This is a genomic window from Rhizobium sp. PAMB 3182, from assembly GCF_052908355.1.
In genome coordinates this window covers 3,834,883-3,855,187 of sequence record NZ_CM128607.1, presented here as the reverse complement: position 1 = coordinate 3,855,187, position 20,305 = coordinate 3,834,883, and the positions used below count along the sequence as shown (strand labels likewise).

General features: G+C 61.9%; 14 protein-coding genes and 1 other RNA gene. 7 read left to right on the top strand and 8 right to left on the bottom strand.

Annotated elements, in window-relative coordinates; translation table 11 throughout:
• Nucleotides 1-120: 120 nt before the first annotated feature.
• Complete coding sequence (locus ACU5AZ_RS18430; protein ID WP_446823772.1) at nucleotides 121-429, bottom strand: DUF2853 family protein; 309 nt, start codon at nucleotides 427-429, stop codon at nucleotides 121-123.
• Nucleotides 430-550: 121 nt separating this feature from the next.
• Here ACU5AZ_RS18430 and ssrA point away from each other — a divergent pair.
• The 4 genes from ssrA to ACU5AZ_RS18410 all read left to right on the top strand — a co-directional run bounded on the left by ssrA (nucleotide 551) and on the right by ACU5AZ_RS18410 (nucleotide 2,226).
• Nucleotides 551-921: a transfer-messenger RNA gene (gene ssrA, locus ACU5AZ_RS18425) on the top strand.
• A gap of 156 nt (nucleotides 922-1,077) precedes the next feature.
• A complete protein-coding gene (locus tag ACU5AZ_RS18420; protein ID WP_446823771.1) occupies nucleotides 1,078-1,605 on the top strand; it encodes an SspB family protein in 528 nt (175 codons plus the stop codon).
• Between the two features lie 72 nt (nucleotides 1,606-1,677).
• Nucleotides 1,678-1,875 carry a DUF4169 family protein gene (locus tag ACU5AZ_RS18415; protein ID WP_446823770.1) on the top strand — a complete coding sequence of 66 codons (198 nt, stop codon included), beginning with the start codon at nucleotides 1,678-1,680 and terminating at the stop codon, nucleotides 1,873-1,875.
• A 120-nt stretch (nucleotides 1,876-1,995) separates the two neighbouring features.
• Nucleotides 1,996-2,226 (top strand): ribbon-helix-helix domain-containing protein, encoded by a 231-nt coding sequence (locus ACU5AZ_RS18410; RefSeq protein ID WP_446823769.1) that lies wholly within the window; start codon nucleotides 1,996-1,998, stop codon nucleotides 2,224-2,226.
• Nucleotides 2,227-2,619: 393 nt separating this feature from the next.
• Here ACU5AZ_RS18410 and ACU5AZ_RS18405 read toward each other — a convergent pair whose 3' ends face one another.
• From ACU5AZ_RS18405 to ACU5AZ_RS18385, 5 genes are all read right to left on the bottom strand, one after another.
• Nucleotides 2,620-6,435, bottom strand: a complete 3,816-nt coding sequence (locus ACU5AZ_RS18405; protein WP_446823768.1) for an AsmA family protein — start codon at nucleotides 6,433-6,435, stop codon at nucleotides 2,620-2,622.
• Between the two features lie 77 nt (nucleotides 6,436-6,512).
• Nucleotides 6,513-7,940: an FAD-binding oxidoreductase gene (locus ACU5AZ_RS18400; RefSeq protein WP_446826051.1), complete on the bottom strand. Its 1,428-nt coding sequence runs from the start codon at nucleotides 7,938-7,940 to the stop codon at nucleotides 6,513-6,515.
• Between the two features lie 89 nt (nucleotides 7,941-8,029).
• Nucleotides 8,030-8,695 (bottom strand): OmpA family protein, encoded by a 666-nt coding sequence (locus ACU5AZ_RS18395; protein ID WP_446823767.1) that lies wholly within the window; start codon nucleotides 8,693-8,695, stop codon nucleotides 8,030-8,032.
• A gap of 101 nt (nucleotides 8,696-8,796) precedes the next feature.
• Nucleotides 8,797-11,916, bottom strand: a complete 3,120-nt coding sequence (locus tag ACU5AZ_RS18390) for an efflux RND transporter permease subunit (protein ID WP_446823766.1) — start codon at nucleotides 11,914-11,916, stop codon at nucleotides 8,797-8,799.
• Nucleotides 11,917-13,131 (bottom strand): efflux RND transporter periplasmic adaptor subunit, encoded by a 1,215-nt coding sequence (locus ACU5AZ_RS18385; protein ID WP_446823765.1) that lies wholly within the window; start codon nucleotides 13,129-13,131, stop codon nucleotides 11,917-11,919. It lies immediately after the preceding gene.
• A gap of 254 nt (nucleotides 13,132-13,385) precedes the next feature.
• Between ACU5AZ_RS18385 and ACU5AZ_RS18380 the strand changes: the two genes are divergently transcribed.
• Nucleotides 13,386-15,839, top strand: coding sequence for an ATP-dependent helicase (locus tag ACU5AZ_RS18380; protein WP_446826050.1), 2,454 nt, complete (start codon nucleotides 13,386-13,388; stop codon nucleotides 15,837-15,839).
• Here the strand turns inward: ACU5AZ_RS18380 and ACU5AZ_RS18375 are convergent, their stop codons facing one another.
• Both ACU5AZ_RS18375 and ACU5AZ_RS18370 read right to left on the bottom strand, forming a co-directional pair.
• Nucleotides 15,840-17,636, bottom strand: coding sequence for an ATP-dependent nuclease (locus ACU5AZ_RS18375; protein ID WP_446823764.1), 1,797 nt, complete (start codon nucleotides 17,634-17,636; stop codon nucleotides 15,840-15,842).
• Between the two features lie 152 nt (nucleotides 17,637-17,788).
• Nucleotides 17,789-18,535, bottom strand: a complete 747-nt coding sequence (locus tag ACU5AZ_RS18370; RefSeq protein WP_446823763.1) for a polysaccharide deacetylase family protein — start codon at nucleotides 18,533-18,535, stop codon at nucleotides 17,789-17,791.
• A gap of 153 nt (nucleotides 18,536-18,688) precedes the next feature.
• Here ACU5AZ_RS18370 and pncA point away from each other — a divergent pair, with 153 nt between their 5' ends.
• Together pncA and panC are read left to right on the top strand one after the other, a co-directional pair.
• Nucleotides 18,689-19,318: a bifunctional nicotinamidase/pyrazinamidase gene (gene pncA / locus ACU5AZ_RS18365; RefSeq protein WP_446823762.1), complete on the top strand. Its 630-nt coding sequence runs from the start codon at nucleotides 18,689-18,691 to the stop codon at nucleotides 19,316-19,318.
• 104 nt (nucleotides 19,319-19,422) lie between these two features.
• The gene (gene panC, locus ACU5AZ_RS18360) at nucleotides 19,423-20,292 is read left to right on the top strand and encodes a pantoate--beta-alanine ligase (RefSeq protein ID WP_446823761.1); all 870 of its coding nucleotides are present in this window, start codon (nucleotides 19,423-19,425) and stop codon (nucleotides 20,290-20,292) included.
• Nucleotides 20,293-20,305: the final 13 nt, after the last annotated feature.

The window sequence follows — 20,305 nt, the reverse complement described above, 5'->3', positions numbered from 1 at the left end:
TAAGTCACGGCCGCGGCCCGGCCAACAGACAAGCGGGATTGTCCAGCGGTTTTGATGACGGTGTATGGAAAGGCCGCCCGCAGAGCGGCCCCTCGTCACATGACGCTGCTTCAGGACGGATCAGAGATCGCCGAGCTTCCCGAGCTCCTTGGCGACGAGATAGTAGAAGGTGACGCGCGACTTGGTGCGGTCGGCGGACATGGCGGCGCAGACGGCTTCCAGAGCCTTGTCGGCATCAGCGCCCTCCACGCCGAGCTTCTTGCCGCACCAGCTTGCCTTGACGCGATCGAGCTCCTTCGGATCGGAACAGGAAACGAGCGAGGAGTCACGATTGCGAAGAGCGATGCCGAGGTGACGCTCGATCTTCTTGACAATATCGGCATCCGCGCCGCTGTCGTACTTCTTCACATCTGCAAGGTAATCAGTCATGTCCTGCTCCTTCCCAAGAAATAATCTTTGCAGAGGATCGATTAAACTGCACCGGCAGAATGGTCCGCACACATGACTTCGTCAAGCTGGCCGGGGATTTTGTCGCAGCTTGTCGACCGCCCCCCTTTTCACGGGCGCCGGAAACACCTATATCAGGTCTGCCGGCTTGCCCGGCTATGGTGATAAACAGCGATGTAATAAACCTATTGGACCCGGGGGCGGTACCCGGCGCCTCCACCACAAACCGGCGGAACGGCTGACGAGATGGCCGGTTTGTGATGGGGGCGAAATAGGATCGACAAGGGCGTAAAGATCGACTTTTTACCCGGCATGATACCACCGTTATCGGGTCATTAGAGTAGTTGCAAACGACAACAACGCTCAGGGTTACGCTCTCGCTGCCTAATGGCGGTGCGGGAAACCCAACCTAAGTCCTTAGGGGTAGCACTTTAAGGCGGGGTCCGAAGGCACCTGGCAACAGAAGCCTTCACCTACTCCCCCGTGACCTACTCCCATTCTCGCTCTATATGGTGTAAGAGGATTCGAAGAACCGGCTGAGGTAAGATTCCTCGCTGAATGCAATGCTCTAGCCGGCAACTGCGCGCCTTGGTACGGTCGCGCTCGTGATGATGAAGGAATGAATGCACGATGGGCCATGACCATATCCGTTACGATATTCTGACACAGGACGCGCTGCGTGGAGTGATCCGCAAGGTCTTGTCCGAAGTCGCCGCAACGGGCCGCCTGCCGGGTGAACACCACTTTTTCATCACCTTCCTGACCGGAGCTCCGGGCGTGCGCATCTCGCAGCACCTCAAGGCCAAATATGCCGAGCAGATGACCATCGTCATCCAGCACCAGTTCTGGGACCTCAAGGTGACCGACACCCAGTTCGAGATCGGCCTGTCCTTCTCCGACACGCCTGAGAAGCTGGTCGTCCCCTTCGCGGCCATCCGCGGCTTCTACGATCCGTCCGTCAATTTCGAGGTCGAGTTCGACGTACCGGTGGTCGAGGAAGAAGCTGGCGGCGAGGTAACGGCCTACCCTGCCCCCGCAGCACCGAAGGCAGAGAACGAATCCGAGACGCCCGGCGAAGATCCGAGCCCGGACGACGATGGCGGCGGCAAGCCGTCGGGCTCCGTCGTCTCGCTCGACGCGTTCCGCAAGAAGCAGTAGGAAACCAGGGGAGCGCGGCTCCCCTTTTTCATGGGCCGCACATGGCCGCCCAAGGCAGGAGATCGATCGGACATGGCCGCGGAAATCGTCAATCTGCGCATGGCGCGCAAGCAGAAGGCGCGACAGGAAAAGGAAAAGACGGCCGAGCAGAACCGCATTTCCTTCGGCCGGACCAAGGCCGAGAAAGAGCTGACCACGGCCCGCAACACGCTGGAACGCAAACGCCTCGACGAAGGTCGCCGCGAAAAGGACGATCATTCCGACGACTGACGGTCAGCGCGACCCGAAAGGGCATCGCCGTCAAGAACTTGCAGCTGAGACTTGAATCACTTTCCCAATCCGCCGCCCACCCGGCCAGCATCCATTCGGCAGACGGCAGCAGGCACACCGATGATCCGCAAACATTCCGCCACCCTTCACGGCCACCGCACCAGCTTCACGCTGGAGGACGCTTTCTGGGAAGAGCTCAAGGCGATCGCGGCCAGGCGGACTATGTCGCTGGCGGCGCTGATCGCCGAAGTCGACGACCACCGCCCGGAGGATGCGAACCTGTCCTCGGCGCTACGCGTCCATGTTCTGGAATGGTACCGGCGCGGCGGCGAACCGCCTGCCCCTCAATAGCTTGTGCAGCTGCGCAGCAGCGCTTCGTTCGGATTGTGCCCGTGCGCGCCGAACTCCTGCTCGCAGGCCGAAACCCAACGCATCAGATAGCTCTGCGGATCGGATGATTGTCGCGCGGCAGCACTTGATACGACAACCGGCAGCGTTGGCGAGGATCCGCCCGTTGGAAATTTCTGACTCGTTTGAAGAAATCCGGCGGTCGCCAGGAATATAAAACCTGCGCCCACTATACGCATTACACCACGCCACGACATCACAAGCCCCCTGGATGCGACAAACTCAGTACGATGCGCAAACCCGCCTGGCGTCCGGACCTTGAAACCCGGCACCAATATTCCCCGATTTATGTATTTTAGCGGGCCGCCCCACGACCTTATTTCATCATGACATGAATTAGCGCAAATTCAACCAGGAATCGAACTTAAGGTTACCTGCGTCACCGGCCGGTTCTTCTTTCTGAGCGGGCGCCTCAGTCTTGGGCGCAGGCTGTGCCGGTGCCTGGGTTGCGGCCGGCGGCACAATGATCGGCTCGGCCCGCTGCAGGGGCACGACATCGAACACCGGCACGTTGTCCTGCGGGTTCTGCGCCGCAGCTTCCGCAGCCCTTTTGGCGGCCTCCAGCTCGGCATTTCGCTTCTCCAGCGCCTTCCTCTCCTGGTCGGCAAGCTCCTTCAGGTGCTGCTCCACCTCAAGCCGGATCGCGTCCATCTTCTTCGCCTCTTCGGCCCGGCGCTGGTCCATCGCCAGGTAGAGCGACGCCTCGCGCCGCAGCCGCTGCTTCTCCAGCACATTGGCCTGTAGATGCTCGACCCGCCGGCGTTCCCGGTCGAACGCCCTCAGCGACAGGTAGTTGGTCATCCCGGTGACATCGGCCTTCATCTGCGGCTGATCGAGTTGGCCGGAATACTGCAGAGTCAGGTTGGCATTGGCGCCGGCGACGTCTTCCTTGCCCGTGGCGAAGGCGATCTGCAGGGACCCGGACATGTCGCGGTCCTGAACGTCGAAATCGGCCGCCCCGGACAGTTGCGCCGAAGCCGTCGTCGCCGACAGATTATTGGCCCGCCAGCGGCCATTGGTAATGCTGAACGGGATTTTGAGATCGCCAACGGCGCTGCTGCCATTGAGCAACAGCGGCAGAACCTCGCCCGCCACGCTCTCGTTGGAAATGTCATCGCCGGTAGATTGTTCGTTGGCGGCAAGCAGGGTCGGCAGGATGGAGAGATCAAGCCCGTTGATCGTCGCGCCGGCGACGTCGATTTCGCCGGAACCGCCGAGCGTTCTCGCCAGAGCCGAGAGGGTTGCCCCGCTGGTTTCCACCGTCACATTGCCTGAGAGCCCGCCCTCGACGACCGGCTTGCCGCCACGGCTCCAGAACAACCGCTTGGCATCGCCGCCGGCCAGTTCAAGCCCCGCCTGCAACGATCCCGTACCGCCGCTGTTGGCCAGCCGCACATGCCCGCTTAGCTTGCCGCCGAACAATTCGCCCGTCATGTCCTCGAAATTGAGTGCACCGTTGCGACTGGTCAGCGTTCCGGTGACGCCACGAACCGGTTCGCCAAGCCCGACCGGCACTTCGCCGGCCTTCAGCGACACGTCGATATCGGCACCGGAGTTCATCGGCGGCTCGAACGGAGCATTGGTGAAATCGCCTGTCGAGACATCGTAGAGCGGCCCATAGACCGTTTCGGCCAGCCAATAGGGATCGAGGCTGTCGAATGCGAGATTGCCGCCAACGGTCAGGACCGGCTGCCCACGCTGCACCCGGAGCATGCCGCTGAAGGCATCGCCGCCGATATTGCCTGCAAGCTGGTCGAAGGTGACGGCGTCATTGGCAACGGAAACCTTCGACGTCATGTCGAGCGGCAGGCCATCGCCGATGCCCGGCAGTGCGACGCCGTTCAGAATGAGATAGGGCTCGACGTCGCCGCTCTTCAGGGTGAGCGCCAGATCGCCGGCAAGGAAATCATCGGCCGCCAGGCTGACATTGCCGTCGGCGGACAGATGCGTGCTGCCGGCATCGAAGGAAAGCTGCGTGCGGCCCCTGTCGCCGTCATCGCCATTGAAGACGAGACGCACGCGCCCGTCCTCAAGACCGCCGACCGGCAGCGGCATGAAGCCGAGCTGGCCGAACAGGATCGAGGACCGGGGATTGGTGAGCGTCAGGTCGAGGGAGAGCCCCTTGTGATCGGCAAGCGACGCCATGCTCTTCAGGCCAATCCGGGCGGTCACGTTGCTGCCGTTCGAACTACCGCGAATATCGGCGGAAATCCCGCCCCTGTCGCCGCCGCCCACCGACAGCGCCACATCGAGGGCGGTGTCGTCGAACCAGGAACTGTTCTCCGCCAGACGGCCGAGCACCGGATGCGCGGGCATGCTCTTCTGCAGGAGTTGCAGGAACCGGCCGGCATCGGCCACATCGAAATGCACGTCGCCGCTCCCCGACACGCCGGCAACCGACCCTTCGGCTTCGCCCGAGGTGCTGACCTTGGCGCCGCCGATGTCGCCGATATCGAGCGTCTTGACCGACAGCGCGCCATTCGACAGCGAGAAGGCGGCGTCGACCTGCTGGGCCTCCACGCCGAACGCCGTCAGCCGGTCGGCGGCCAGATGCGCGTCGATATCATGTCCGAGCAGCCCGCTGCCCGTATCCTCGCCCATCATCAGGCTGGTCAACGCCCGCAGCACATCGAGATCGATGCGATCGCCGGCAAGGTCGACCGTCAGGGCCGGCACCTGGCCGCTCAGCGAGACGCGGCCGATCCGGCCCTTCATCGCAGCCCCGCCGGTGACGACCTCCAGATTGTCGAAATTCTGCACTTCCGGCGACAGGCTGACATCGGCGGAGAAGCCAGCGGTGCGCAGGTTGCGGATCTCCGGCGCAACGCTGCCGGTCAGCCAGTCGGCGACGCCGGAAGGCTGGCGGGAGGCCACGGTCAGACGGCCATCGAAGACGGCGCTGCCAACGAGGGTCAGCTTGCCGGAGCCTTCGATCTTCGTGCGGCCCGGCAGCGTCGCCTCGGCATTGTCGATCGTCCAGCCCTTGCCGTTCGGCTCGACCTTTAGGAGCACGTCGCGGATCGTCGTGTCGCCGGCAACGATTGCCGGCAGCTTGACCTCCGCCCGCCCCGGCACGCCCGGCACCGGAATGCGCCGCGCCAACCCGATCAGCGTGTCCAGCCGTTCGGCGGCGCTCAGGCGCTGCGTGCCGGGCCGCGCGGTTTTCTTGGCCGGGCCGGTATCGAGCCGCGCCACATCGATCTGCTGGCCATCGGCCTTCAGGAAGAAGTCGCCCTTGGTCCCCGTGTCATAGGTCGCCTCCCCCGTCACCACATAGGGATCCCTCAGAGACCCCACTTCCAGGCGGTATTCGGGAATGCGGATGCGCTCATTGGTGAGTTCGAACTTGCCCTTGACGCGTGGCGGCAGACTGCGGGATTTCTCGCCGTCCTCCGTCTTGTCCTCGGCTTCCGCCATCATCATGGCGGAGAACTGTCCGTCATAGCGCGGCCGGGCGTCGACGATCGCCAGATCGCCGTCGGTCTCCACCGTCACCGGCACCGCTTCCGGCTTGATCGTCGTATGGACCCGGATCGTGCCGTTCTTCTCGTCGGGCGCGCTGGAGGAGAAGGAAAAATGCGATGGATGGCCGTCGAACACCGCGTCGCCTTCGGCGCGCCACGGACCGGCCAGCGAGCGCGCTGACATCTCCGTATTGATGTCCGAGATGACGCGGTCGCGGCCGGTCTGCTCGTCCACGAAGGCGACTTCGCCATCGGTGATGAAGACCTTCTCCAAGACGACCGTCTTGGCCGGAATGGAGGAATGGCTGCCGCGCATCCAGTCGAGCGTGCCGTCCTTCAAAAGCTCGATGCGGGCACGCGGCTGGTCGATGCGCATCTCGACGATGCGCGCTTCACCGGACAGGAACGGCGCCAGTTCCATGTCCATGGAGAAGTCGGCGACCTGCACCAGCGGATTGCCGTCCTCGTCGCGGCCGACCTGGACATCGTGAAGCGTGACGGTCGGGAACGGCAGGATGCGCACCTCAACGTCGCCGTTGACCACCACCTTCTTGCCGAGAATACGGCTCGCCTGATCCTCGAACTCGGTCCGGAAATCATTCCAGGTGATGAACATCGGTGCGATCAGCGCCGTAAACAGTACGACGACGAGAAGTCCCGCAAAAAACAGGATAATCCGTCCGAGCAAACTGCCTTACTCCCTTGTCCGCCTCTTCGGCCCGGAAATCCGGAGCCCTCTCAGCATGAAATTTTCCGGCGCCGCGATCAAGCCGGATCGAAGATCTTCCCGGGGTTGAAGATAGTGTCGGGATCGAGCGCCTGCTTGATCTGCCGCATCAAATCCACGGCGCCGCCGAGCTCCTCGGCGAGGAAACCCTTCTTGCCCTGCCCGATGCCGTGCTCGCCGGTGCAGGTCCCGTCCATTGACAGAGCCCTCTGTGCCAGCCGCGCGACAAACGCCTCGACCTTGGCGACGTCGGCCTCATCCTTGTCGTCAAACACGACGGAGGTATGAAAGTTGCCGTCTCCGGCATGGCCAACGATCGGCGCATACAATCCGTGCTCGAGAATATCCCGATGCGTTTCGGTGACGCAATCGGCGTAGCGCGAGATCGGCACGCAGACATCGGTCGCAAGAATTGCCTTGTCGGGCGCCGTCGCCTTGACCGACCAGTAGACGTCGTGGCGTGCCTTCCAGAGCTTCGCGCGCTCCTCGGCGTTCACCGTCCAGCGAAACTCGCCGCCACCGAACTCGGCGGCGATCTCGGCGAACTGTTCCGACTGGATCGCGACCGTCTGCTCGTTGCCGTGGAATTCGAGGAACAGCGTCGGCTTCTCCTCGTTGCCAAGACCGGAATAGGCATTGCAGGCCCTCACCTGCAGTGCATCCAGAAGCTCGATGCGAGCAACCGGAATGCCGAGCTGGATGGTCATGATGACCGCATTGCAGGCCGATTCGATATCGGGGAACGCGCAGACGCCGCCGGCGATCTTCTCCGGAATGCCCTGCAGGCGCAGCGTGACCGAGGTCAGCACGCCGAGCGTTCCTTCTGCTCCGACGAACAGACGCGTCAGGTCATAGCCGGTCGAGGACTTGCGGGCCCGCTGCGCGGTCCGGATCTCCTCGCCGTTCGCAGTCACCGCGGTCACCGAAAGGACATTGTCCTTCATCGTGCCGTAACGCACCGCGTTGGTGCCGGAAGCACGTGTCGAGGCCATGCCGCCGATCGAGGCGTTCGCGCCAGGGTCGATCGGGAAGAAGAGCCCGGTGTCGCGCAGATAGGTGTTCAGGTCCTCGCGGGTAATGCCCGGCTCCACCGTGCAGTCGAGATCCTCGGCATTGACCGACAGCACCTTGTTCATGCGCGAGAAATCGATGGAAATGCCGCCGCTCGGCGCATTCACCTGCCCCTCCAGCGATGTGCCGGCGCCGAAGGGAATGACCGGCACCTTGTGCTCGGCGCAGGCCCGCACGATCACCTTCACATCGTCGGAGCTTTCGACGAAGGCGACACCGTCGGGCAATTGCGCAGGCAGATAGGTGGTGGTGTGGGTATGCTGGGCGCGGAATGCTTCACCGGTCTGGAAGCGCTCGCCAAAGCTCTGCTTCAAAATGCCGAGAACCGCAGCGATACCTTCCTCGTTGCGAATGCCCGGTCTTGCATGTTCACGCGCCAATGGGTCTTCCTCCATTTCCATTTTGGAGTGCAGGTATGGGACAGCCGGCGCGGCTTGTCCAGCGGGCAAAACGCCCGCCGGACAGTTCGTCATGATATGCGCGCTCAGCCTTCGCGCAGCGGCGAAATCTGCACTTCGACGCGGCGGTTCTGGGCACGGCCCTCAGGCGTCGCATTGGTCGCGACCGGCTGGTTCGGGCCGAAGCCCATGGCCGACATGCGGCGGGCGTCGACGCCCTGACCGGTCAGGTAATTGGCGACCGAAGACGCACGCTGCTGCGACAGTTCCATGTTGTGCTGCAGCGAGCCGGTCGAATCGGTGTGACCGTTGATGTCGACCAGCGTCTTGTTGAACTTGTTCAGCACGATCGCGACAGAATTCAACGTCGGATAGAAAGCCGGCATGACCGCATACTGGTCGGTCGGGAAGGTGATGTTCGAGGGCATGTTGAGAATGATGTTGTCGCCATTGCGGGTGACCGAGATGCCGGTGCCCTGCAGCTGGGCGCGAAGCTCGGCTTCCTGGCGGTCCATGTAGTTGCCGATCGCGCCGCCGGCGAGTGCGCCGATGCCGGCACCGATCAATGCCCCGTTGCGGCGGCTTGTCGGGCCGTTGCCGAGCAGAAGGCCGCCGACGGCGCCAGCTGCAGCACCGATCGCCGCGCCGCCCGCCGTGTTGGAAACCTTCTGTTGACCGGTATACGGGTCGGTGGTGGTGCAGGCGCTGAGAAAGGTGCCTGCCAGGGCAAGTACGGCAATACGCTTGAGCATGGAAGTGAAGTCTCCGAGATCCTTATGCTGTCATCTGCCTCTTACCATGAAATACGGCAATTGGTTGACCACGATTGGCGCTTTGCGGCAAAGCAACCGCTTTATTCCCCAGCCTGCAATTCTTGCGCGGCGCTCATTTCGCGATGCAGGCGCTTTTCCTCGTCCGCATGCGGTTTGGCGAATCGCGCCAGAAGCAGGTAGGCGACCGGCGTGACGAACAGTGTGATCACCGTCGCCATGCCCAGTCCGCCGACCATGACCCAGCCGAGCGCGATGCGCGCTTCCGCCCCTGCCCCGTGCGCCAGCACCAGCGGCACGCCGCCAAGCACGGTGGAGATCATCGTCATCATCACCGGCCTCAGGCGGAGGTTGGCGGCCTCCTCGATCGCCCGGCGCACGTCGTGGCCCCGGTCGCGCAGCTGGTTGGCGAATTCGACGACGAGAATGCCGTTCTTGGCCATGACGCCGACGAGCAAGACCAGTCCGATCTGGCTGTAGACGTTCAGCGACGAGCCGGTCATCAGCATGGCGAAGACCGCGCAGGCAAGTCCGAGCGGCACGGTGGCCATGATGATGACCGCCGACAGCACGCTTTCGAACTGGGCGGCGAGCACCAGGAAGATGATGATAATCGCGAAGCCGAAGGTCACCGCCATGCCGCTCGAGTTCTCGCCGAGGCTGGCCGCCTCGGCGAGCGGCAGGATGCGCGCGCCCGGCGGCAGGATGGGGGCCGCGATCCGGTTGAGCTCGATGAGCGCCGCGCCCAGCGAAACGCCATCGGCGAGATTGGACTGCAGGCCGACCGATGCGAGCTGGTTTTCGCGCGACAGGCTCGGCGCGACCGACCGCTCTTCCAGCGTCGCGATCGTCGACATCGGCACGTACTTGCCGTCTCCAGTCTTCAGGAAGACGTTCTCGAGATCGGTCGGATCATCGATCGGATGCGTATCGGAGGTCAGCATCACGTCGTAGGAGTGGCCGTCGACATAGACGTCGCCGACAGAGCGGCCGTCGAGCAGCGACTGAAGCGCCGCCGAAAGGCCGGCAATGTTGATGCCCAGATCCGAGGCCCGTTCGCGGTCAAGGACGACGGAAAGTTGCCCCTGACGCGCGTCATTCGACAGGCGCGGATTTGAGAAGAATGCCCTGTCGTCCTGCATCGCATCGACAAGCCTGATGGACGCCTCCGACAGGGTCTCATGCGTGGCACCGACGATCGCGAAGGAAAGACCGTTGCCGGCGCCACGGATGTGCAGGCTGTTGGGCTGCATCGCGAAGGCATTGACGGCGGGGATTGATGCCGTCGCCTTGTTGACGTCGGAGGCGATCTCGTCCTGCGTGCGTGTACGCTCGCTCCATGGCGCGAGCTGCATGACCATGAAACCGGAGTTCGTATTGGACCCGAAGCCGGAAATCGAGAAGATGTTCCGGATCTCGCCGTTGTCGGTCAACGGCTTCAGCCGTTCCTCCACCTGTTGCATCTGGTCACGGGTGTAATCGAGGCTGACGCCCTGCGGCGCGGAAACCCGCATCAACAGGAGCGAACGGTCTTCCCTCGGCGTCAGCTCGCTCGTCAGGAGACCGAACGTGCCGAGCGCGGCAAGTGCGAACAGCGCGCCGGCGATCAGGATCACCATCGGCGCGTCGAGCGCCGCTTTCAAAAGCAGACGATAGAGCCCGCCGAGCCTGTTACCAAAGTCGGCGAGCATGCCGCCATGGCTGACGGAATGCGAGGTCAGGATGCGCGAGGCAAGCATCGGACAGAGGGTGAGCGCCACGACCGAGGAGATGAGAACCGAGAAGGCCAGCACGAAGCCGAACTCGCGGAAAAGCCCGCCGATCTGGCCCGGCAGGAAGGAGAGCGGCACGAACACGGCGGCGAGCGTCGCGGTGGTGGCGACCACGGCGAAGAACACCTCCCGCGTGCCAAGGACGGCGGCGGCACGCGGCCCCATGCCCTCGCCACGCCGGCGCACGATGTTTTCAAGCACGACGATGGCGTCGTCCACCACCATCCCGGTCGCCAGCACGATCGCCAGCAGAGTCAGGATATTAACGGAGAAGCCGACGAGGTAGATCGCCGCCAGCGTGCCGATCAGCGCCACCGGCATGGTGACGGCGGGAATGATGGTCGCCCGCCAGTCGCGCAGGAAGAGATAGATGATCGCAACCACGATAACGGCTGCCAGGATCAGCGAGCGGATGACCTCCTCGATCGACCCCTGGATGAAGACCGCGTCGTCGCTGCTGATGCGGATGGACGTGCCCTCCGGCAGCGTCTTCTGGATGTCCTCGACCGCCTTGTGAACGCCTGCCGAAATCGACAGCGTGTTCGACTGCGCCTGGCGGATGATACCCATGCCGACGCCGGGCTTGCCATTGGCCCGCAGCGTCGTCGATCCCGTATCCGGCCCAAAGGTGACCGTCGCCACGTCGCCGAGGCGAACCCGGTCGTTGATCAGGATATTGGCGAAATCCTCCGGCTTCGTCAGTGACGCGGTGGCGCGCACGACGATATCCTGCTTCAGGCTGGTCAGCGATCCCGCCGGCACGTCGAGCGCCATCGAGGCGAGCGCCGTGCTGATGTCGGCGATCGTCAGCCCGCGGCTCGCAAGTTCGGACTGGCTGACATCGACCTTGAACACCTTGTCCTGGTCGCCGTAGACCTCGACATCCGCAACTCCCTCGACGGAGGCGAGCCGGTCGGCGATCTGGTCGTTGACGAGTAGTGTCAGATCCTCGATCGACAGCGTGTCGGAGGTCAGCGCCAGCCGCATGATCGGCTGCGAATCGGCGTCCGCCTTGACGATGCGGGGATCGTCGACGTCATCCGGCAACTCGTTGGTGACCCGGCTGATCGCATCGCGCACATCCATCGAGGCGACGTTGAGATCGGTTGCGTCGGTGAATTCCAGCGTCACACGGCTCGAGCCGAAGGACGAAGTCGAGGACATCGACTTCAACCCCGAAACGCGCGCGACCGCGCCTTCGATGACCTGCGTGATCTCGCGGTCAACCGTTTCCGGCGACGCTCCGGTGAAGCTGGTGCGCACGGTGATGACCGGCTGATCGACATCCGGCAGTTCGCGCACTTCGACGCCGAAATAGGCGGCAAGACCCGCAACGACGATCAGCGCGTTGAAGACCAGCGCCAGGATCGGCCGGCGCACGAAGAGCGCGGTAGAACCATGTTCGGTTGTAGGAGTTTCCTCTGCCGCCATTTACGCACCCCGCTCGCTGCCGGATGCCTTCACCTCGGCCTCGGGCACAGCCTTGCCACTCTCGTCTTTTGGCTTCTCGACATCCGCAGCACCGGCAACCTCCACCTCGGCGCCTTCGCGCAGCCGCTGCAGGCCGGCGGTAACGATGCTGTCACCCTTGGCGATATCGCCCTTGACCAGCACCACGTCCGGATTGCGCTGGATGATGGCGACGCGAACCTTCTCGACCTTGCCGTCCGTCACCCGCCAGACATAAGACCCGTCCGAATCCCACTGCACGGCGAGCGGATCGACGGACGGATAATTGTCGCCGCCGAATTTCATCAACACTGTGAATGCCATGCCGGCGCGCAGCTTGTCGTCCGTGTTGGGAATGCGGGCCCGAACCTTGAAGGTGCGGCTCGCCTCATCGATACGGTTGTCGACGGCTTCAATCTCGCCGGAAAACACCTCGCCGGGCCGCGCCACCGCCGTCGCCTGAACCGGCTGTCCGGCTTCCATCCCGGCGGCAAACCGCTCGGGCGCCCAGAAGTCGACAAGCAGCTCGGACCGGTTGTCGACGGTTACGATCGCGGTCGAGGTCGTCACGTAGTCGCCGACGCTGACCGGAATGATGCCGGCGACGCCATCGATCGGCGAGACGATATCCCGCCGCTTCAGCGTCAGCTCAGCATTGTCGAGGGCGAGCTTCGCCGACTTGGCGTCGATCTCGGATTCCACCAGGCTGACGCGCGAAACGGTCGACTTCGCATTCTTGTAGATCGACAGCTTCTCTTCCGCGCTTTCCAGCGCCACCTGCGCCTGGTCGCGGGCGATCACCTGTTCCTCGCGGTCAAGGCTGGCGATCACCTCGCCCTTCTTCACCCGGTCGCCCGAGCGGATATTGACCGCGGCGATATTGCCGGAGGCCTGCGGCGCGATGACGACGGACTCGATCGCCTCGCCATTGCCGATGGCCGTCAGCTGATCGTTGACGACCCCCTCTCCGGCCGGCGCGGTGACGACGACGGTAGGACCGCTGCGAAATCCGCCGCGGCCACGACCTTCGCCCGCTCCGGGCGCGCTTTCACTCTTCGGGGCGATGGCGGCAACCACCTCCTGCGACAGGCCCATCTTCTGCAACAGGGCACCGGCTCCGGGTACAAACGTCACCCACACATAAAGACCGGCACACAGAACGATCAGGCTCAAAACCAGCTGTTTCCACAGACGCATCAATTTCTCCGGGGGGTGGCAGAGTTCTGCATGCGACCTTTGGTTCCGCCCCTGGTCGCCCGCTCTGCTCACGGTTCGTCAGGCTGCATTATGATTTAATCCTAAAATGCGACAAGCGAAACAAGATTACAATTTGGTCATGTTCGATCACAGTTGCGTTTGATTTAGCGGCAAACCCCATCAATTCATGGGGTAAGTGCGCCTTTTGTTCTCTTTCTTTTGCCTTTTGGAACCGAATCACTACATTGAGCCGCATGATCGGTGGTTATGACGACATTCCCTTTTTCGACGAGGAACCCGAACCTAGGACGCCCGCCGCCCCCGCGCCGTCGGCCGGAGGCATCGCCGCCCGCGCCATGGCCGCACGTGGCCAGAAGCGCGCCCCGGATTATCTCTCGGGCCTGAACCCGGAACAGCGCGAAGCGGTGGAGACGACGGAGGGCCCGGTGCTGGTGCTGGCCGGCGCCGGCACGGGCAAGACCCGCGTCCTGACCACCCGCATCGCCCATATTCTCTCGACCGGCCACGCCTTCCCCTCGCAGATCCTCGCCGTCACCTTCACCAACAAGGCCGCGCGCGAGATGAAGGAGCGCATCGGCCTGTTGCTCGGCGATGCCGTCGAAGGCATGCCATGGCTCGGCACCTTCCACTCGATCGGCGTCAAGCTGTTGCGCCGCCATGCCGAGGTCGTCGGGCTGAGGTCCGACTTCACCATACTCGACACCGACGACGTCATCCGGCTGATCAAGCAGATCATCCAGGCCGAAGAGCTGGACGACAAGCGCTGGCCGGCCAAGCAGTTCGCCGGCATGATCGACAACTGGAAGAACAAGGGGCTGACGCCGGAGCAGATACCGGAAGGCGACGCCCGCGCCTTTGCGAACGGCAAGGGCCGCGAACTCTACAGGGCCTATCAGGCTCGGCTGAAGACGCTAAACGCCTGCGATTTCGGCGACCTCCTCCTGCATCCGATCCATATCTTCCGCAGCGAGCCCGGCATCCTCAAGGATTACCACCGCCGCTTCAAATACATCCTCGTCGACGAGTATCAGGACACCAACACCGCCCAGTACATGTGGCTGCGGCTCCTGGCCCAGCGGCCGAAGGGCGAGCCGATCAATGTCTGCTGCGTCGGCGACGACGACCAGTCGATCTATGGCTGGCGCGGCGCGGAGGTCGACAACATCCTGCGCTTCGAGAAGGATTTTCCGGGCGCCAAGGTCATCCGGCTGGAGCGCAATTACCGCTCGACCGAGCACATCCTCGGCGCCGCCGGCCACCTGATCGCCCACAATGAGGGCCGCCTCGGCAAGACGCTGTTTACCGACCGCACCGACCCGGACGACGACAAGGTACAGGTCCACAATGCCTGGGATTCGGAGGAAGAGGCCCGCGCCATCGGCGAGGAAATCGAGCAGCTCCAGCGCGAGAAACACAATCTCAACGACATGGCGATCCTGGTGCGCGCCTCCTTCCAGATGCGCGAATTCGAAGACCGCTTCGTCACGCTGGGCCTCAACTACCGCGTCATCGGCGGCCCGCGCTTCTACGAGCGCCTCGAGATCCGCGACGCCATGGCCTATTTCCGCCTCGTCTGCCAGCCGGCCGACGACCTCGCCTTCGAGCGCATCATCAACACGCCGAAGCGCGGCCTTGGCGACGCGAGCGTCCGCCAGTTGCACGATTACGCCCGCGCCCGCGACATTCCCATGCTCGCCGCCGCGGCGGAAGTGATCGAGACCGACGAGTTCAAGCCGAAGCCGCGCAAGGCGCTGTTCGACGTCGTGACCGATTTCCGCCGCTGGCAGTCGCTGCTGGAAAACACGCCGCACACCGAGCTCGCCGAACAGATCCTCGACGAAAGCGGCTATACCGCCATGTGGCAGGCCGACAAATCGGCAGAAGCGCCGGGGCGACTGGAAAACCTGAAGGAACTGATCCGCTCGATGGAGGGGTTCGAGTCGCTGCGCGGCTTCCTCGAACACGTCTCGCTGGTCATGGATGTCGAGCAGAACGAAAACCTAGACGCCGTCTCGATTATGACGCTGCATTCCGCCAAGGGACTGGAATTCGAGACCGTCTTCCTGCCCGGCTGGGAGGAAGGCCTGTTCCCGCACCAGCGCTCGCTCGACGAAAGCGGCCGCGCCGGACTGGAGGAAGAACGCCGCCTCGCCTATGTCGGCATCACTAGGGCAAAGCGCCGCTGCCATATATGGTTCGTCAACAACCGCCGCATTCACGGCCTCTGGCAGTCGACCATCCCGTCACGCTTCCTCGACGAACTGCCGACCACCCATGTCGAGGTCGCCGAGGTGGAAACCTCCTATGGCGGCTATGGACGCGGCAGCTACGGCCAGTCGCGCTTCGACACGGCCGATCCGTTCAACAATTCCTATTCGACACCCGGCTGGAAGCGTGCCCAGGCCAACCGCACCGAGGCGACCCGCTCGAACTGGGGCAACCGCTCCGGCCACGCCGTCGAACGCATCGGCTACGGCGAATCCGGCCCGCGCGGCCGCACCATCGACGGCGAACTGGTCGCCAAGTCGACCAGCGACACCCCCTCCGCCTTCACCGTCGGCGACCGCGTCTTCCACCAGAAATTCGGCAACGGCAACGTCTCCGCCATCGAGGGCAACAAACTCACGGTCGATTTCGACAAAGCGGGGCAGAAGCGCGTGCTGGATGGGTTCGTGGCGCGGGTGTGATCAAACAAGCGTGCCCAAGAATGCATCTCTGACAGCCTTTATTGTCGCGGAAAAACCAGCAGAGACGCCTGCATCTTTTTCAATATGTTGACAAAAAATCTCAGAAAAATCTCTTTTGCGTTCAATTTTCACGTCGTACAAATGAGGATATAAATCAACTGGCGCACCGGTATACAGTGCCTTCAACCCTTCATCCAAAAATATTCGCCTATGCTCGCCGACAGCAGATGCTAGCACTACATCCCGAGATTTTTCTTGGAGCCATTTATTATCGAATGCCACCTTCCAGCAGTCTGCCGGAGCAAATGATTCAACAGTCATCTTTGGCTTAAAGCCGGCTGCAATCGTCCGCTTCGCAATCGCGGAAGTCACCTGATAGCTCATAATCCGAGCATTCTTCGACTTTTCTGCTCGCATCTTTTCATTGAAAATCTCTTTGGCCTTTTCGCCAGCGGCATCATCGTCAACAAGGCCAACTCCGATTGTCCGGCGATTTAATTCACGGCTTTTTTGTACATGATGCCACGCGATTAAATTATCTGCTACAGCATTTGCTGAAGAATACCCATCGGCAATACTACAGATGAATCTCACATCCTGAAGGACGTTCAATTTGTCGCAAACCGCCTTCAGGATGAGCACGTCACTATCACCCTCCAAAAAAACAACCTTTTGCGAAGGGTCTAACACGTCGTTTGCCAGACGATTGGTCAAATTGGCTACCTTAACCCTCAGTTCGTCTACGTATGCTCGACTCTTTTCGACATAAGGTGACACGACACGTAGAACACCCATTTCGTCTGATACATCTCCCTCAACGCTTGACAGTCGCGTCTCCGAGTTGGCCTTCGTAAAGAACATAGTTTTGGCCACGTCAGCTTCTTCCAACTTGAAGAAAACCGGAGAATGAGTTGACATCAAAATCTGAAAATCTTTTCGCCTGGAAATGTCCAATATCTGGTCTCTCAAAGCGAAAGCTGAAATAAAATCCACGCTATTCTCAGGCTCTTCAAAACCCCAAATATGACCTGATTGAAAGTGGCCTGCGCGTTTAGACTTTAGATCGCAAAGAAACGTCATCAAACTTGGAACATGACGCACTCGAATACCGTCGCCTCGCCTATCAAGATCAATTCCCTCACTTTCGAACTGAATAAGCCTAAATATCGACCCCAAATTATCCGGAAGCTTCGGTAAGCTCGCATTCTGGAGGACTCCCTCAAGTTCTTTTGCCACATCTTCCAATGTAACTTCCACCTGCTTTTGCAGTGGTTGCGATGCCAACAGAAGATCATCCTCAGCAACGTCGGACAATACGTCATATATGTCCGCTAACAGCTCCGAAAAGTACTCCCTACCCTTCAATGCGGGAATGTAGTGATAGTCAATATTATTCAGATATGAACGAATTTTTGAGCGGCGGGATATCGAGATCTTCTTGTTTGATCCCACGATGAAAACTGGCTCTTCCTCTATGTCTTCGTTAGATCTCCACCGGCATGTCCATTCGATTGCACGAGCTCCATCCGGCACTTGATAATTTTTTGGTATGTTGAATTGAACATCGATTCTAACTTCGGGTGCTTTGCCTTGGCCCGTTTTTGCGTGTTTCGCAAAATCTCTCTTGAAATCAAATTCCTTCCGAAAGTCAGTTTCTCCATTGAAAAACAGATTTAACGCCCGCAAAATGTTGCTTTTCCCGGTATCATTTTTCCCAATCAATATATTGAGATCATCGAGATCGAGCGTCAGATCGGAGATTGATCGGAAGTTTCGTATTCTAATTTTCTTCAGCACGTCATTTGCACTCATAAGCGAAACACTGAAGTGACATTCAACCTAGAATGCGAAGAATGTCAAAATTTATTGCTTTTGCGTCTGTCGCTGCCAGTGTTCATTGGCGAACGTTATTCTGAGTTCCTTGTCGGATAAAAATTTCCCGTAGTGTTTCACCCGCCTGCCTTCACCGCCCCCTCGTCATCCTCCGGCACATCCGCCAGCCGCACGAACCGATACCCCTTCGCCCGGAGCGTCTCGATGCCCTTGACCACGCCCTCGCCGGCGGCATGCGTCGGCTGGTTGATGTGGGCGATGACGATGTCGCCGTCCTTGGCGGAGCCTATGCGGCGGGCCGAGGCCGAGGCACCGAGCAGCGAGCCACCGTCGCCGTTGACGGAAAAGCCGGCGACGCGGTAGCCGAGCGCCTTGATCTCGGCGATCGCCGACGGGCTGTAGACGGCGGTAGCATCGCGGTACCATTTCGGCTGCGGCGCACCTGCGGCGGTGATGGCAGAAGCCCCGCCCTCCACCTCGTGGCCGATCGCCTCGGCCGAGCCTGCGGCCTTGATGCCGTAGATCGAGATCGGCCGGTCGACCGCCGGAATGTGGTTCTCGCCATGGTCCTCGATCTCGAACAGGTCCGGATGGGCGCGCAGGACGTCAAAGGACGCCCGATTGTATTTCAGCCAGCGGGCGGTGACGAAGATCGTCGCCGGGATCTTCTTCTCGACAAGCTCGCCGAGGATGCGCGGATCGGTGCGGCCCATGCAGGCGTCGAAGGTGAGCGCCACGGTCGGCGTCTGGTGCGGGCCGGCAAGATGCAGCACCGGTTCGACAAGACCCTCGCGGGTATAGCTGTCGGCAACAGCAGGTGCGGCGGCGACGGAGAGGAAGGCGAGAGCGAGAAGGAGGCGCATGGGAGATCCGGATTGGCGTGAGGCGGTCACTCCATCGCTTCCATCGCGGCCAAATTGCGGCATGCCGATGCGGCATTTTTGGCCGTTGCGCACCTTGATCCCTGCCCCGACCCTTGGCATCGTGCGGCCCTGTCAAAGAGAAGGACGCGCCCCGTGACCAAGGCCCTGCTGCTGATCGACATCCAGAACGGTTTCTGCCCCGGCGGCAATCTGCCCGTCCCAGACGGCGACAAGGTGGTGCCGGTCGCCAATGCCCTGATCGAGAGCGGCCGCTATGATCTGATCGTCGCCTCGCAGGACTGGCATCCGGCCGGCCACGGCTCGTTCGCCTCCGCCCATCCGGGCAAGGCGCCGTTCGAAATGGGCGAACTCTCCGGCAAGCCGCAGATGATGTGGCCGGACCATTGCGTCCAGGGCACCGCGGACGCCGAACTGCATCCCGACCTTCATGCCGACCGGATCGACTTCATCCAGCAGAAGGGCCAGAACCCCGACGTCGACAGCTACTCCAGCTTCCGCGACAACGACCAGGCGGCGCTGACCGGCCTTGCCGACTACATGAAGGCGATGGCGGTGACCGAGATCGATCTCCTGGGGCTGGCCACCGATTACTGCGTCAAGTTTTCCGCTCTCGATGCCGTCGACATGCTGCCGGGCGTCACCATCCGCTTCGTCGAGGATGGCTCGCGCGGCATCGATCCGGAAGGCGTCCGCCAGGCGATCGAGGAGATGCGGACAAAAGGCGTCGAAATCGTCTCCAGCCGCTCCCTGTTGGCCGAATAGCTCGGCGTACCCATATCAGCCTTGATGCAATTGCCTTTTTGCAGCGCACAGGTTAGGGAATCGCCGCATCTTTTTTGTGCATCCGTCGGCATGGGAGGACGGACGTGAAGACACTCAAGACCATCGCGGATCTGAGGCAAAGCCTGGCGCCGCACCGCGCCGCCGGCCGCAGGATCGGCTTCGTGCCGACCATGGGCTACCTGCATGTCGGCCACATGGAGCTCGTGCGCCGGGCGCGCGCCGAGAACGACATCGTCGTCGCCTCTATCTTCGTCAATCCGCTGCAGTTCGGCGCCAACGAGGATCTGGCGAAATACCCGCGCGACCTCGCCCGAGACAGCGCCATGCTGACGGAGGCCAACGTCGATTTCCTGTTCGCGCCGGGCGTGGAGGACATGTATCCGCGTCCGATGGAGACCGTCGTCGATGTACCGAAGCTCGGAAGCGAGCTGGAGGGCGAGGCCCGCCCCGGCCATTTCGCCGGCGTCGCCACCGTCGTCTCCAAGCTCTTCAACATCGTCCAGCCGGACAGCGCCTATTTCGGCGAGAAGGACTACCAGCAGGTCACCATCATCCGCCGCATGGTGGACGATCTGGCGATCCCCGTCCGCATCGTGCCCGTGCCGACTGTCCGGGAAGCCGACGGCCTCGCCTGCTCCTCGCGCAACGTCTACCTGTCGACAGAAGAGCGCCGTGCCGCCGTCATCGTGCCGAAGGCGCTTGCCGAGGCCGAACGGCTGGTCGCCTCGGGCCTTGAGGACGTCGCAGCGCTTGAAGGTGCCATCCGCGACTTCATCCGGGCCGAGCCGCTGGCCAATCCGGAAGTCGTCGCGATCCGCGACGCCGACACGCTTCAACAGCCGGACAATCTCAAGGACAGGCCGGTCCTGCTCCTGCTTTACGTGCGTATCGGCACGACCAAGCTCCTCGACAACCGCGTGCTCGGCCTGAACGCCGGCGCCAAAGCTGCCTGACAGCAAGCGAGTA

What these genes read in the sequence shown, in the direction of transcription:
- ACU5AZ_RS18390 (WP_446823766.1), bottom strand. Translation starts at nt 11,916, where the DNA reads ATGGCGGCAGAGGAAACTCCTACAACCGAACATGGTTCTACCGCGCTC.
- ACU5AZ_RS18400 (WP_446826051.1), bottom strand. Translation starts at nt 7,940, where the DNA reads ATGGAGGAAGACCCATTGGCGCGTGAACATGCAAGACCGGGCATTCGC.
- ACU5AZ_RS18370 (WP_446823763.1), bottom strand. Translation starts at nt 18,535, where the DNA reads ATGCGCCTCCTTCTCGCTCTCGCCTTCCTCTCCGTCGCCGCCGCACCT.
- ACU5AZ_RS18395 (WP_446823767.1), bottom strand. Translation starts at nt 8,695, where the DNA reads ATGCTCAAGCGTATTGCCGTACTTGCCCTGGCAGGCACCTTTCTCAGC.
- ACU5AZ_RS18430 (WP_446823772.1), bottom strand. Translation starts at nt 429, where the DNA reads ATGACTGATTACCTTGCAGATGTGAAGAAGTACGACAGCGGCGCGGAT.
- ACU5AZ_RS18410 (WP_446823769.1), top strand. Translation starts at nt 1,996, where the DNA reads ATGATCCGCAAACATTCCGCCACCCTTCACGGCCACCGCACCAGCTTC.
- ACU5AZ_RS18385 (WP_446823765.1), bottom strand. Translation starts at nt 13,131, where the DNA reads ATGCGTCTGTGGAAACAGCTGGTTTTGAGCCTGATCGTTCTGTGTGCC.
- ACU5AZ_RS18380 (WP_446826050.1), top strand. Translation starts at nt 13,386, where the DNA reads ATGATCGGTGGTTATGACGACATTCCCTTTTTCGACGAGGAACCCGAA.
- ACU5AZ_RS18415 (WP_446823770.1), top strand. Translation starts at nt 1,678, where the DNA reads ATGGCCGCGGAAATCGTCAATCTGCGCATGGCGCGCAAGCAGAAGGCG.
- ACU5AZ_RS18420 (WP_446823771.1), top strand. Translation starts at nt 1,078, where the DNA reads ATGGGCCATGACCATATCCGTTACGATATTCTGACACAGGACGCGCTG.